This is a genomic window from Mucilaginibacter sp. P2_A5 (assembly GCF_056404995.1).
The window spans coordinates 37,212-52,081 of sequence record NZ_JBFUCY010000037.1 but is presented as its reverse complement, the minus strand read 5'-3'; the positions used below and the strand labels follow the sequence as shown (position 1 = coordinate 52,081).

11 protein-coding genes are annotated in these 14,870 nt (G+C 44.4%); 8 read left to right on the top strand and 3 right to left on the bottom strand.

What is annotated here, in order from left to right; genetic code table 11:
* Positions 1–177: 177 nt before the first annotated feature.
* On the bottom strand, positions 178–2,853 hold the full coding sequence (locus AC1DXF_RS25170; RefSeq protein WP_477451459.1) for a DUF7133 domain-containing protein: 2,676 nt from the start codon (positions 2,851–2,853) through the stop codon (positions 178–180).
* A gap of 222 nt (positions 2,854–3,075) precedes the next feature.
* Here AC1DXF_RS25170 and AC1DXF_RS25165 point away from each other — a divergent pair, with 222 nt between their 5' ends.
* Positions 3,076–3,408 carry an RNA recognition motif domain-containing protein gene (locus AC1DXF_RS25165; protein WP_477451458.1) on the top strand — a complete coding sequence of 111 codons (333 nt, stop codon included), beginning with the start codon at positions 3,076–3,078 and terminating at the stop codon, positions 3,406–3,408.
* Between the two features lie 211 nt (positions 3,409–3,619).
* Positions 3,620–4,429, top strand: coding sequence for a patatin-like phospholipase family protein (locus AC1DXF_RS25160; RefSeq protein ID WP_477451457.1), 810 nt, complete (start codon positions 3,620–3,622; stop codon positions 4,427–4,429).
* Between the two features lie 816 nt (positions 4,430–5,245).
* On the opposite strand, the gene AC1DXF_RS25155 is transcribed toward AC1DXF_RS25160, so the two are convergent.
* The gene (locus tag AC1DXF_RS25155) at positions 5,246–6,565 is read right to left on the bottom strand and encodes an SGNH/GDSL hydrolase family protein (protein WP_477451456.1); all 1,320 of its coding nucleotides are present in this window, start codon (positions 6,563–6,565) and stop codon (positions 5,246–5,248) included.
* 19 nt (positions 6,566–6,584) lie between these two features.
* Positions 6,585–7,808 carry an OmpP1/FadL family transporter gene (locus AC1DXF_RS25150; protein WP_477451455.1) on the bottom strand — a complete coding sequence of 408 codons (1,224 nt, stop codon included), beginning with the start codon at positions 7,806–7,808 and terminating at the stop codon, positions 6,585–6,587.
* Between the two features lie 233 nt (positions 7,809–8,041).
* Between AC1DXF_RS25150 and AC1DXF_RS25145 the strand changes: the two genes are divergently transcribed.
* The 6 genes from AC1DXF_RS25145 (at position 8,042) to AC1DXF_RS25120 (ending at position 14,012) form a co-directional block, all read left to right on the top strand.
* The gene (locus tag AC1DXF_RS25145; RefSeq protein ID WP_477451454.1) at positions 8,042–8,929 is read left to right on the top strand and encodes a helix-turn-helix domain-containing protein; all 888 of its coding nucleotides are present in this window, start codon (positions 8,042–8,044) and stop codon (positions 8,927–8,929) included.
* A 399-nt stretch (positions 8,930–9,328) separates the two neighbouring features.
* Entirely contained in the window at positions 9,329–11,125 is a 1,797-nt protein-coding gene (locus AC1DXF_RS25140) for an acyl-CoA dehydrogenase family protein (protein WP_477451453.1), read from the top strand.
* 366 nt (positions 11,126–11,491) lie between these two features.
* On the top strand, positions 11,492–12,235 hold the full coding sequence (locus tag AC1DXF_RS25135; RefSeq protein ID WP_477451452.1) for an electron transfer flavoprotein subunit beta/FixA family protein: 744 nt from the start codon (positions 11,492–11,494) through the stop codon (positions 12,233–12,235).
* 63 nt (positions 12,236–12,298) lie between these two features.
* Entirely contained in the window at positions 12,299–13,276 is a 978-nt protein-coding gene (locus AC1DXF_RS25130; protein ID WP_477451451.1) for an electron transfer flavoprotein subunit alpha/FixB family protein, read from the top strand.
* 12 nt (positions 13,277–13,288) lie between these two features.
* Positions 13,289–13,741, top strand: coding sequence for an acyl-CoA thioesterase (locus AC1DXF_RS25125; RefSeq protein WP_477451450.1), 453 nt, complete (start codon positions 13,289–13,291; stop codon positions 13,739–13,741).
* Between the two features lie 7 nt (positions 13,742–13,748).
* Complete coding sequence (locus AC1DXF_RS25120; RefSeq protein WP_477451449.1) at positions 13,749–14,012, top strand: acyl-CoA-binding protein; 264 nt, start codon at positions 13,749–13,751, stop codon at positions 14,010–14,012.
* Positions 14,013–14,870: the final 858 nt, after the last annotated feature.

The window sequence follows — 14,870 nt, the reverse complement described above, 5'->3', positions numbered from 1 at the left end:
TGACCAGCATACGCTTAAACTATATACAAAAGTCATTACATTTTGCCCCGGACATTAGTGATTCCGGAAATTATACAAAAAAGCCCTTCATAAAAATGAAAGGCTTTTTCGCGTTAAAACGGTGCTGTATACCACCATCACACCACACTATTAATACGACACAACCGCCAACAGGACTTAGTTTTTTTGTTGTGACAGAAAAGTGACCAGGGAGGCAAACTCCTCATAAGATAAAGCATTGGCCAAACCGGTTGGCATCATGGATGTTTTCAATTCTTTTCGGCTCAATATGTCGGCGGTGTTAATTGTAAAAACCTCACCGATAATATTCCTCATCACTATTTTCCGGGCCGATTCTTCGGTTATGAAGCCCATATAGCTTTTGTTTCCTTTTGCAGATATCATGACAGTAGCAAAGCCCTGTGATATGGATGCATTTGGTTTAAGAACAGATTCTGCAATTTGTTGCCGTGTCATGATGGAGCCTATCTGTCCCATAAACGGGCCTTTCGGTTTTTCGGCCCTGGTTAAACTGTGGCATGCTATACAGCCCTGGCGGGCAAAAAGAACCTTTCCCTTAAAAGGGTCGCCTTTTATTTTCGCAAGCATCAGCATGATGTCCTCGATAGAGGATTTTCCGATCTGACCTTTCTTGCTAGCGATTTTCGCAAGATCTACCTTTACTTCTTTCGTGGCTACACTTTTTTCTTCGCCGCCAAACGCCGCAATCCCCATTTGATGACGGGCATTTAAATCCGCAAAAAACTGTTTTCCTTTCGGGGTCGATTTTGTCCATTCGGCTTTTAAAAACCGCTCAATCCGGGCAGAACCATCCCAGGTAACGCCTTTATAAATGGGCCCATGCGAATCCGGTCTTGTGCCCCACCACCAGGAAGCGTCATAATCAGCTTCTTTTTTGTACAACCGGGACAGGGTTACCAGTATTTGTTTTTTTATTTTTTCGTTTTTAATTGTCGAATAAGAAGCTATTAAACCGTCAACTGCTTTGATATCATACATGTATCTTAAAGCCCAGAGCGCAAGGGTAGAATGCTCGGTTCCGATGTCCCTTACGCAATCGTCAACCGCGTTTAAGCTAACAAGGGCCTTTACCGCCAAATGGGCCGGAATAATTGCAGAATTAGGTTTGGCATGTGGGCCTTCTTCATTTTTGCCCGGTGCCGCAAAGCTGGCGGGTACAGGCGTTACTAATAAAGGCTGTGCGGCGGCAGGGTTGCCCATGCGGCCCAGTCCAACAATAGCCGCTGCCTCAACGCGTTCAGACGGATCTTTCAGGCCTGCTAAAAAAGGCGCCAAAAGTACTTGTTTTATGCCTTGCTTCCTGTCGGCCATGGCCCTCAATGCAAATTCTCTTAAATCGGCATCGCCCGATAATTGTACCAAAGTCGTTATCCCTTTTTCGCGGGTTGCCTGCGCGTAAGTGAACAAACCCGCTACACGGGCATATAATGGAAGGGTTTTATCGGTAGCAATGGCCAGCGATAGTTTCCCGGCTTCATCAACGGGCCGGGTGATTAATTCCTGCGAGGCATTTAACCGCGTTACGGCGCTTGCCGATTTCAGGTAAGCAGCTAAATCGCTTGTTGAGGCTGCTTTAAGGTCGGGAAAAGCCTTGTAGCTCCAATTACTGGGTACCGCCCTTATTACATAGCCTTTGGCCGGATCGCCGGAATAACCCGCACCATCCCATGCCGAGAGATAAAGCCGTCCCGAACCATCTACATCAAGGTCGGTAATTTGCGGCAATGCTATAAATTCTTCTTCTTTTTGCTGAAAACTCGCGCCATCGGCTGTTACACGGTTGATATACAATTCGCTCCGTCCCCAGTCGGCAGTCATGGGTACATGGTTGTATTTTTCGGGCCAGGTTGGCTCGTCCATAAATAAAGAACCGGTGCCCGATCCGCCACCCAAATCAACCAGGGCAGGCAATATCTCATCGGTAAAATGCTGGAACAATACCGGGTAGCCATATTCGGCCGATTGAATGTGGTGAGAAAAACGGATATTCCATCCGCCGCCATCGTTGGTGTTATCCCTTGTAAAAATGTTCATGTAAGGGTCAATGGCCACATCATAAATGTTGCGGGTGCCGTGGGTGTATATTTCCATCTCCGTGCCATCTGGCCGCACCCGTACGATGCCCCCGCCCAGCATGGTCAGTTTTTTGCCGCTTCGGTCAATGGCGTCATGAAAGCCAAAATCGCCAACGGCAATATAAATCCATCCGTCAATGCCCATCCGTATACCATTAGTGGCGTGGTCTGTGCCACGTTCGGCCAGCATATGTGCATTGCTTATATGCTCTATAAGCGGTTTAGGCGGCCCGTCGGCAATGCCATCTCTGTCCTTATCTTCAAAAACTTCCAGGTTCATGCCGGCTGCTTTGCGTGTTTCTTTACTAAAAACGGTGTGCATCACAAAAACCTGGTCGCCCATTACCAGTATCCCCCGCGGATCGTCCACGTAGGCAAAATCGGTATGCTTATCCGGCTTACCGTCGTTGTCGGTATCAACCAATCGCAGAATTTTTCCTTTGCCGGGTGATTTGCCTAATGAACCCATCATGTCAATGCCGACAAATACCTCGCCGGTAGGCGCTGCGGCAATACAGGCCGGGCTTGGCGTAAGATCGGGCCCGGTAAAGGTATTTACCGTTAAACCCACTGGCCAATGCAATGAATCAGGGTGTTGGCCACTATGGGCTGGTTTTTGATAGGCTGACGCATGCTGCGGTTGCCCCGAGTCTTTTTGTGATATGGTGCCCGTTAAAAAGCCGAACAAACTTAAAAAGGCGACAAGAAATAACAGGCTGAAAGATACTTTTAACATAGGTATACAAATGGTTTGAGATAAGCAGGGTATTCAAAGGATAAAGCTATGTTTTTAGTTGAAAAATAGCTGTAATTATTTTTAATTTGTTTGAGTAGTTGGCTTAATCATATTAAGCGGAAAACTGCCGGGGCAATATAACAACCTGGGCCAACGATAAGGCTTTAAATAAATTTACGAAAGAAGCCCTACTTTTATTTTTTATCAATTACCTTTAACCGTATGGCTAAATTATTTGTGGTCGGCTTTTCACGCGAAATGGACGAAATCAGTTTATTGGAACTCTTTGCAACTCACTGTACAGTAGGAACGCTTACGATTGTCCGCGACCAGGATACCAATGAAAGTAAATGTTTTGGATTTGTTACGGTGCTTGATCCCGCCGGCGCCAAAAGGGCAATTGACGCGCTGGACGGTATCAATATAGATGGCCGGACGATAAGTGTGCGGTTTACCGGGAACGAAACGCCACAAAAACAGGAACCCGTAAGGCCGTTTTCCAGGAAACCAGACCAAGGCTTAAAAACTCAACGGGCAAAAAGGCCCAGGCGTTAGCCAATAACAATTCCTAAAACTACATCACCCGAAACTTCTCAAAATCTTGTTTTTGTGGATTTGCTTATAGCGTCAGGTATCCTGTTGTTGAGTTTAAAACATATTAAAATATGATTTGACGAAATTTTTAGCCTTATTTTGGATAAAGTAAGATGTGTATCCCTGCCTCAAATAACTTTGGCACTGATGATGGCACGCAAAAAAATATACAATGAATTCAGGTAACGATCAAAGTAGGGCTAAAAAGATAGGACTGGCACTTTCAGGTGGCGGTGTAAGAGGCGTGTCTCATTTAGGCGTAATGCAGGCGCTAACAGATTATGGTATTAAATTTTCGCATATATCGGGCACAAGTGCAGGGGCAATAGCGGCAGCTTTTTTTGCAGAAGGGTATGCCCCGAAAGAAGTATTGCAGATGATTAAAGATAATAGCCTGCTTAAGCTGTTGCGCCCGTCTTTTGGCGGCGATGGTTTGATCTCGATATTAAAAGCCAGGTTTTTAATATCAAAGTATATCCCGCATAATTCTTTCGAAAATCTCAAAACGCGTATCACTGTTTCTGCCGTCGACCTGGGAGAAGCAAAGCTGGTTTACTTTACCGATGGGGAGCTGGACATGGCGGTTTTAGCTTCCTGCTGCTTACCAGGAATTTTTAAGCCTATTACAATTAACAACCGGATGTATATAGATGGCGGAATTTTGAATAATTTTCCTGTTGAACCATTAGTGGGCAATTGCGACCTGATCATTGGTTCATCATGTAATCATTTACCGGTGGTTACCTCCATCAAATCATTTGGTAACCTGGTCGACAGGGCCGCTATGATAGCCATCAACTCCGGGATTAATACCCATAAAATGTTGTGCGATATAGTTATTGAGCCGCACGATTTGGGCGGCTACGGTATTTTTGATACCGATGCGGTAGACGAAATTTTCATGATAGGCTACGAAGAAGGTTTAAAAACCATCAACGGCAACGAAAAGATGAAAGAACTTATCCAGGTACAAAAAAAGTAAAAATAGGCTACCTCAAAACATGATAAGCTACCAATCGCGTTTGACCTTTTTTGCGTCAATATGATAGCTTTTTAAGGCTGAGAAAGGTAGCCCCTACGGGGCATAAAAGAAATTTATACAAATATTGCTACAAACAGGTAGCCTCTACGAGGCAAAACTCCCACTCACAAAGGTGATAGTCTGCCTCGTAGAGGCTACCTGTTTGTAGCAAAAAAAACAAAAAAATATTTTGCCTCGTAGAGGCTACCCATCTTCCGATATGTAAACCTTTAAAGGCKATTTTCCATGATAAGCAATTGGGATTAATCAAAACACCTTTCAGATCTTCCGRAGAAATTTAAACAAAATATTGCTACAAACAGGTGGCCACTACGAGGCAAAACTCCCACTCACTAAGGTGATAGGCTGCCTCGTAGAGGCTACCTGTTTGTAGCAAAAAAAACAAAAAAATATTTTGCCTCGTAGAGGCTACCCATCGTCTGATATGCAAACTCTTAAAGGCTATTTTCCATGATAAGCAATTGGGATTAATCAAAACACCTTTCAGATCTTCCGRAGAAATTTAAACAAAATATTGCTACAAACAGGTGGCCWCTACGAGGCAAAACTCCCACTCACTAAGATGATAGTCTGCCTCGTAGAGGCTACCTGTTTGTAGCAAAAAAACAAAAACATATTTTGCCTCGTAGGGGCTACCCATCTTCCGATATGTAAACCTTTAAAGACGATTTTCCATGATAAGCAATTGGGATTAATCAAAACACCTTTCGGATGTTCTGCCATTTGCAAACTGAAAACCGCCAAATGCAAACCGCATCAAGGGAACTTAACCCCGTTATAATCTGATATGTTTACCCGCGGGATAGACGAATTGTATTTATCATTGATGGCTTTAATAAATTCATCGGCCACTATAGCATAACCGCGCGGTGTAAGGTGCACCCCATCCAACGAGAACAGGCCACCGCTGATATAATTGGAACTAACACTTACGCCATCTACAACCAGGCCGTTCAGTTTTATATTCCGCAGAAAAGTGTATGCATCAAAAATAGCCAGTCCTTTTGCTGCCGCTATCGTTTTTATGGTATTGTTGTATGATGTTACATAATCTTCGGTAAGGGCAATCTCTTTTTCATCAAGCACATATTGGTTGTCTATGGGGGTATAAGGGGTTAAACCATAAGGCAGGTTACCATAAGGTGTTGTAACCAGCTGGCCAATTTTGCTTGTAGGGAAGGTAAGCACAATAAGGTCATTGGTTGTTGCTGCGCGCGGCGCATAGCTACTGCCCGAAACCAGCGCTTTGATATACAGGGCCTGGACTGCCGGATTCGCTTTTTGAACGCTGGCCAGTATTGCCGATACGGTGATGGTATTAAAATAAGGGATCGAAGTTACATCGGGTATGGTGGCCACTACGCCTTTTTGGCCCTTGGAGGTAAGGGTGTTTATCAATACATTATACAAATAGGCAAAAGTGTTTTTATCTGTCAGTACATCGCCGGCACCGCCTGATGTGGCATAACTTAAAGCATCATTGTTCCCCAGCCAGTTTGAGAAAAAGGTGAATGGTTTTGCCATCACAAAATCGAGATAAGTGGTGGAGTTTGTTGGCGAATTTCCGGGCAGCAGGCGTTCAAAATATCCGTTGAGGTTACCATAAGGTGCATAAGTAATATGCATCAGCTTAATACCCGGTACACCATAGTTATTAATATCGCCCGAATATTTGGTATACAAGGTAACATTTCCGAAACCGGGAATAGCTACCTGACCCCGGATGCCCAGGTTTGTGGTAACCGCAGTAGTTATTGGGTTACCATTGGCATTAAACCCGGTTAACGATAAATAGCCCGATCCGTTGGCCTGCGCGGTGCTGAATAATGGTTGGGTAAACGTTCCACCACCCACTGCCTGCATTTGTTTACCGATAATGCTGGGGTAGGATACCTGTTGCCCGGCCAGGTATAAGCCGCCATCGGCATAGCCTGCTGTAAGCGAATTGCCCACCGATATGTACCTCGAGAAATCGGCCGAGCCCGCAACCGGTTTTGGTGTATGAATCTCGGGCTTGCAGGCACCTAATAAAAGTAACCCTGCAATAATATAAATATGCTGTCTAAGTGTTTTCATGTATTAATTTCTTTAAGGATTACCAGTGATAAGCCAATGAGATACCAGGGATATAAACCTCGGTTTTAAATGTTCCCGATAGTTGCGATTCGATATTAGTCTGCGTGCGCTGCATCAGGTGTTCATATTCAAAGGAAATGTCGATATCAAAGTGTTTGGCCAATGTATAGCCTAAACCTAAAGTGCCGTAAACCCGGTTAGCGTCCGGCGCTTCGGGAGTTACATAGCCATCTGCAACGGCGGTGCTGGCATAGCCGCCGCCAAAACGCAGGGCAAGCTTATCGGTAGCTTTGTATTGAGCGCCCCCGCGTAAACTAACCGCCTGCTGGTAATTCCTGGCCGAATGTGTGTCCTGTAAAGCCGAAGTATTGGACTTATAATCAAATGATAATGTTTTATAGGAATCCCAGTTAACCAGGTTAACATCCAGCGCCAGGATCCATTTGCTGCAAGGGTAAAAACCGAAGCCGATAGAGTTAGTAGCCGGCAATGGGATGGTAGAAGTAAACGTATTTGGCTGCGGAAAACTGCTTTGTATTGATGTCGGTACTTTAAAAATGGCATTACCATTAGAAATAGTAGTATTTACCTGCGAACGGTGGGTTATCCCTACGGTGATACCCGATTCTGTTTTGATGTAGATACCGGCGTTCCATCCGTAGCCTTTGCCGTTGCCTTTCAATTCGGCCTGGCCCGGCTGGCCCGAGCTGTTTGCCAGGGGGATAGCCCGTTTCAGATCGACGCTGGCGTGGTTATAAACAAAGCCGCCGCCGATACTCAGGAAGTCGGCAAGCTTAATGCTTAGCGTAGGCTGAAAATAAATAGCCTTTAAATCAAGGCTTTCCAGTACATATTTGCCTTGCCAGGTATTGCCCCAATCGGTTAAACCGCCGAAGGGCGTGTAAACCCCTAGCCCTAATTTCCAAAATGATGATTTAGGGCCCCATACAGCGTAAAATTCGAACGGTGTGGCGGCCTTATTGGCAGTCCGGTTTTGCACCGATGTTCCCGTTGGGTTAAAAGCCGATTTAAAAAATAATGGGCTTATGCCGCCCTGTATGTAGTTTTCGGGTAGCATGGCTACCGCGCCGGGATTAAAAAATACGGAAGCACCATCCTGCAGGGTACCCACCCCGGTATGGCCCATACCTATTTGCTTTTGTCCCTCCAGGTTTACCTGGAAACCCTGGGAAAAAGCCATTAGCGGTGCTATAAAAAGCATCAAGAGTAAAACTTTTCTCATAAAATATAATTGGTTTAACAACAGGCAATTGCATGTGGATTGCAATTTGCAACTATCGGGAATAAAATTAGTTTGGATTGAAAAGAAAAAAAGGGCTATAATGCGGAGATATTAGTCAAAAAGTCGGATAACGCCTATATTTAAGTTAGGGGGCAAAAAATACGTTAAAACTTTCGCCGTTTTGAGGCCTTTTTTAAAAAATAGAAGAATTTAATAATTATAATTAAACATACATGAGTAATAAGGTTGGACAATTAAGCTTATCAAAATTTGCCGATCTATATGCCGACAAGCTGGCCGGCGCTGATTTTTTTGTTGTAGATGAAAAACAGTTATTGAGTTTAAGCGAATACCCTTACCGTTCGGATGGATATATTATAGGCATCTGTACAAGGGGCACAGCCAAGGTAGAAGTAAACTTACAGATATATGATGCCCGGCCCGATGCCATGCTTTTGGCAACCCCATTTCATGTTTTAAGGATTTATAACAGTAGCGATGATTTTTTGTGCCGATTTGTTGTTTTTAGTAAAGCTTTTTTAACAGAAAATAGCGTCAATAGCCATTTCCTGGAATCATTCAGTTATTTTAACAGTGCATCTATCCCGGTAATTTACCCGGATAATGCAGATGCCAGGATGATACTGGAAATTTATTTATTAATACAAAAAAAGTTAGACCGGGAAGACCATCCCTACAATGTAGAAATTTCCCGGAGTACTTTGATGACACTGCTTTACGAAATACAAGCTATTTATGAAAAGCAGCACACTATTATTAAAGGTAAGCAAACCCGGAAACAGGAGCTGAACGTACATTTCCAGGACCTGGTTTTTCATCACTATAAAGAACATCGTAACGTGCAGTATTATGCCGATGCGCTCTACGTTTCCCCCAAACATTTAACAGAAACTGTTAAAGAAGTTACCGGCAGAACGGCCGGCGAATGGATAGACGACGCGGTGATACTGGAAGCCAAAGTATTACTAAGAAACCACGATGTAAGCATAGCCCGGGTAGCCGAGGATATCCATTTTCCCGATCAATCCTCCTTCGGTAAATATTTCAAAAAACATGCAGGCATGTCGCCGTCCGATTATAGGGCGGTATCGGCTCATTGAGTTGGTGATTGGTTGATTAAGTTGATTAAGTTGGATTCAGTTGATTGGGTTGGGTGCAAATCAAAATCCAAATAATCTGATAAATCTGTTTAATCCGAGTTCAGACATGAAACTGTTGCGCAACACTCACAATCAACCCAATCCAACTTAATCAACTCAATCCAACCCCATCAACCACTCACCCCCACCCCAATCCGACTTTTTGACTAATATCTCCGCATTGCAGCCCTTTCTTTAGTTTATCATCGCTGCTAATTTTACTCCTGATTATAAAACCAATTGCTGCCCTTTAAACCGGGGCGCTTGTTACATGCTGATATTTACTTATACAATATAGGTGATTAACATAATCGGTTAAATTTTAAAAGGCGACAAAACACAACCATTAAATACTTATTTATGAATGCCACTGAACCAATGAAAGCCATAAAAGGAGGGGAGTTTCTGATCAGGGAAACTGCTGCCGACAGCATTTTTATTCCCGAAGAATGGAATGAAGAGCAGTTAATGATTGCCGAAACATGTACCAATTTTCTTGCCCAGCAGGTAACGCCCAACCTGCAGCGTATTGACGAGCAGGAGGAAGGCCTGATGCGTCATTTAATGGACGAGGCCGGCGCACTTGGGTTATTAGGCATATCGGTACCCGAAGAATACGGCGGCTTTGGTAAAGATTTTAAAACATCTATGCTGGTTACCGAAAAACTGGGGGCCGGGCATTCGTTTTCCGTAGCGTTTTCGGCACATACAGGTATAGGTACTATGCCTATATTGTATTATGGCACCGAAGCGCAAAAACAAAAGTATGTTCCCAAACTGGCAAGCGGAGAGTGGAAAGGCGCTTATTGCCTAACCGAACCTGCCGCAGGTTCTGATGCCAATTCGGGTAAAACAAGGGCAAGACTGTCTGCCGATGGTAAACATTACCTCATCACAGGTCAAAAAATGTGGATCACCAATGCGGGCTTCGCCGATGTATTTACTGTTTTTGCCAAAATAGATGATGATGAAAACCTGAGCGCCTTTATTGTCGAAAAAGATTTTGAAGGTCTTTCGCTGAATACCGAAGAGCACAAAATGGGTATCAAAGGGAGCTCGACCCGCCAGGTGTTTTTTAACGATTGCAAGGTACCGGTAGAAAACCTGCTTTCCGAACGCCAGAATGGGTTCAAGATAGCGGTTAATATATTAAACCTTGGCCGTATTAAATTAGGAGGCGGAACGGTGGGAGCAAGCAAGGATGTAATTACCGCATCCGTGCGTTACGCCAATGAACGCGAACAGTTTGGCCGCCAGATTTCAAAGTACGGGGCCATAAGATACAAACTGGCCCAACAGGCTATCCGCACTTATGCTTCAGAATCGGCCGTTTACAGGGCCTGTCAGAATATGGAGGAAGCTACCGAAATGTTAATGGCATCCGGGCTTGATGAAACCAAAGCCAAATTAAAAGGTACTGAGCAATATGCTATAGAAGCGGCAATCCTTAAAGTTCACGCATCCGAAGTTTTGGATTATGTAACCGACGAAGGCGTACAGATTTACGGCGGGATGGGATATAGCGCCGAGGCGCCGATGGATAGATCATATCGTGATTCAAGGATCAACCGGATCTTTGAGGGAACTAACGAAATTAACCGCTTGTTAACGGTTGATATGATGCTCAAACGCGCAATGAAAGGCGAGCTTGACCTGATGGGCCCCGCCCAAAAAGTAGCAGGCGAACTGGTAAGTATCCCCGATTTTAGTGCAGCCGAAGAGGATGGCCTGTTCACTAAGGAAAAGAAATACATAGCCAATTTTAAAAAGGCCATACTGATGGTCGCCGGTGCAGCAGTGCAAAAGCTGATGACACAACTGGGTAAAGAGCAGGAAGTACTGATGAACCTGGCCGACATGCTGATAGAACTTTATGTGAGCGAATCTTTGCAATTGCGGGTAGAAAAGCTGGTAGGTTTAAGGGGAGAAGAAGCTTGCAAAGAACAGCTGGATATCATGCGCGTATATATTAATGATGCTGCAGAACATTTGGCAAAAGCCGGCAGGGAGGCATTAAACTCTTTTGCCGAAGGCGATGAAAGAAGAATGATGCTGATGGGGCTTAAACGCTTCACCAAAACTGAAGATTTTAATACCACCCAGGCACGCAGGAATGTTGCCGCAAAACTGATAGCCGAAAATAAATATTGTTTTTAAGCCGGCGAGAAGACTTACGAAGTTTTAAAAACTTCGTAAGTCTGGGATAGCGAAATTCTGGTGGTGACAATAACGCCTATCGCATGGCGGCGAATACTCACCCGGCTACGCTGCGCTGGCCACCCTCTCTTCACCTGCGGTGTAAAGAGGGGCTTGAACGCTGAATATCAATATATTAAATAAGAATTAAAATAATAAATTTTCAAGCCCCTCTTTCCGGCGAAGCCGAAGAGAGGGTGGCGGGCGTAGCCTCGCCGGGTGAGTCGTAACCAGCGTTCAACCGAATGTTCGTCTAATACGAAAGTGCCTCAATAACAACCCGCCCGTCGTTTCAATAACATCAACCTAAAAAATAAAAATCTAATAATGAAAGTATTAGTTTGTATAAGCCAGGTACCGGATACCAGTACTAAAATTGTATTAAAAAACAATAATACCGCCATCAGCAGCGATGGTGTTACCTATGTAATTAACCCGTACGACGAATGGTATGCCCTCATCCGGGCAATTGAATTAAAAGAAACCGGTATAGCTACCCAGGTTCACCTCATCACCGTAGGTAAAGCTGATGCGGAGCCGGTGATCAGGAAAGCGCTGGCATTGGGTGGTGATGAAGCCGTCCGCATTGATGCCGATAGCAATGATCCTTATGAAACCGCCGGTTATATAGCGGGGTATGCTGCCGGGGGCGGTTATGATCTTATTTTATGCGGCAAAGAATCTATCGATTACAATAATGGTACTACAGGCGCCATGCTGGCCGGATTGCTGGATATCAATTACATTGGTTTTGCAACGGGTATACAAGTGGAAGGTAATACGGCAGTGGTAACCCGTGAAATAGAAGGCGGCGAGGAAACTGACGCCTGTAACTTACCCGTGGTAATATCCTGCCAAAAAGGTGTTGCCGAGGCGCGCATACCCAATATGCGTGGTATAATGGCTGCGCGTACACGCCCGTTAAAGGTTGTTGTGCCTACAAAAATAGCGCCGCTCACCCAAATATTAGCTTATGAATTACCACCGGCCAAAGCCGGGATTAAACTAGTAAGCCCCAATAATATGGACGAATTGGTAGCATTGCTGCATACCGAGGCCAAAGTAATCTGATAGCTGAATTTCATTGTCCGGTTACCTGTACCGGGCATTTCTCAAACCAAAAAACTTAAAAAAATGTCTGTAATTGTATTGATAGAACATACCGGGGGAACGATTAAAAAGAAAAATTTCGAGGCGCTACACTATGCCGCGCAAATAGCTAAGCAAACGGGAACCACGGTAACTGCCCTTGTTTTAGGCACCGTTGCTGCTGTCGAGATGGAGAGCCTTGGCGAATATGGCGCTCAAAAAGTATTACATATTGCTGATAGCCGTTTAGACGAACTACATGCGCGGGCTTATGCCGGTGCATTGATAGCCGCAGCGCAAAAGGAAGAGAGTAAAATAATTGTAACGCTTCATGATATCGGCGGCAGGATGGTTGCCCCACGGGTGGCCGTGAAATTAGGGGCCGGTCTGGTGGCGGGTGCATTGTCGTACCCGGATACCGAAAAAGGATTTGTGATTAAAAAAGCCGTATTCTCGGGCAAGGCTTTCGCCTATGTGAATATTTTAAGCGATGTAAAAGTAATTATGCTGATGCCGAATACTTTTCCGGCGGTTAAAATTGAAGGAAAAGCAGTTATAGAGCAATTGGATGTAAGCTTTGGCGAAGAAGATTTTGGCGTAAAAGTGAAAGCTGTAAATAAAGTGACCGGCGAGGTGGCGCTTGCTGATGCCGAACTGGTTGTCTCCGGCGGGCGCGGCATGAAAGGCCCCGAAAACTGGGGCATATTGGAAGAACTGGCCAAAGAACTAGGCGCTGCCACAGCCTGCTCGCGCCCGGTGGCCGATTCGCACTGGCGGCCACATCACGAGCATGTTGGCCAAACAGGCGGTACGGTACGCCCTAATCTTTATATAGCAGTGGGTATATCGGGTGCCATACAACACCTGGCGGGCGTTAACGGTTCAAAAACCATTGTAGTGATTAACAAAGATCCCGAGGCTCCTTTTTTTAAAGCTGCCAATTACGGTGTTGTGGGGGATGCAATGGAGATTTTACCAAGGCTGACAGCAGCCGTCAGGAAGTTTAAGCAACAGCACAAATAAAACAATAAGGTTATGGAATTTTTTTATGAAGGCCAGGTGTTATGGTCGCAAATAGATTCAAACCAGCACATGCGGCATTCCGCTTATGCCGATTTTGCAGCGCAGGCACGTATAACCATGCTGGAAAACCTGGGTTTAAAACTCCCCAAACTTTACGAATATAAAATAGGGCCAGTATTGTTCAGGGAAGAATTGATTTACTTGCGCGAGATTGGAATTAACGACCTGATCAGGGTAAGCTGCGAACTTGTAAGCTCGCGGCCCGACGGCTCCCGCTGGGCGATAAGGCACGAGTTGTACCGGGGCGATGGCGTTAAAGCCGCTATAGTAAATGCCGAAGGCGCCTGGATAGATATGGAAAAACGCAGGCTTGCCATATTACCCGCAGAACTAAGCCAAATGTTTATGAATGCACCCCGGAGTAGTGATTATGTGGAAGAACGTAATACCGCCAGCAACCAATAATTTTACCATGACTGATTTAAAAGACGCCTTTGAAAAAGCGGTTGCCGAAAGCAAACAACTGCCATCAAAACCGGATAACGAAACATTGCTAAGCTTATACAGCCTATACAAACAGGCAACCGAAGGCGATATTGATACCCAAAAAACTCCGGGTATGTTTGATTTTGTGGCTAAAGCAAAATATGATGCCTGGCTAAAACTGGAGGGTATGGCCACCAATGTTGCGATGCAGCTATATATTAATTTAATAACAACCCTGAAAGGCGGATAGTCTTGAGTCGGAAGTTTTAGGTTCTAAGATGCTATCTGAATATAAAAACAGACTGTTATTGCTTCGTACCATCCATCATGCATTGAAACATTCGCTTAAACGCTGGCTACGACTCACCCGGTCGAGGCTACGCCCGACCACCCTCTCTTCACCTGCGGTGGAAAGAGGGTTTTTGTGTTTAATTATTTAATAATCAAGTATTTATTAAATGTAAATTTCCAAAACCCTCTTTGCGGCGCAGCCGGAGAGAGGGTGGTCGGGCGTAGCCTCGACCGGGTGAGTCGTAGCCGCCATGCGATATACGTCATGCTCCTTTTATTAGAAGTATAAAAAACATTGGTAAACCAAATTTAGACGACCTCTAAGAATCTGTCTAAAAACGGAAATTATTCATTGCCGTTGACTTCAGTCAACGGTAAAAAAATTATAATTGCTGGCTTTAGCCAAATTATTCAAGCGGACTTTGGCTAAAGCCACTCGCCTTTCAGCCATTATTCCGTTGACTAAAGTCAACGGCAATGATTTTTAAGTGATACATAAATAATCTAAATCAAATTTAGACGACCTCTAACTCAAAAATGACAATTCAGGCGTAGGACTAAGAACTTCCGACTTAATATTATTTAATAGCGCAATTATCAAACAAAAGAGGCTAACTTTAATTTCCGAAATATTGACAAATGTTTCCGTCGTTTAGACCTTTGTTAAGCGCCGCATAAGCTGATATTTGTTATTATAAACCATCCCGTTAATTAGCGGGGCTAAATTATTTTAATCATTTTATAATTCTACCTGTTTCTTTTTGAAGAGACGGCTTCTTATGCCGGGATTGCTATTTTGTAAATCTTAAAAGCATGG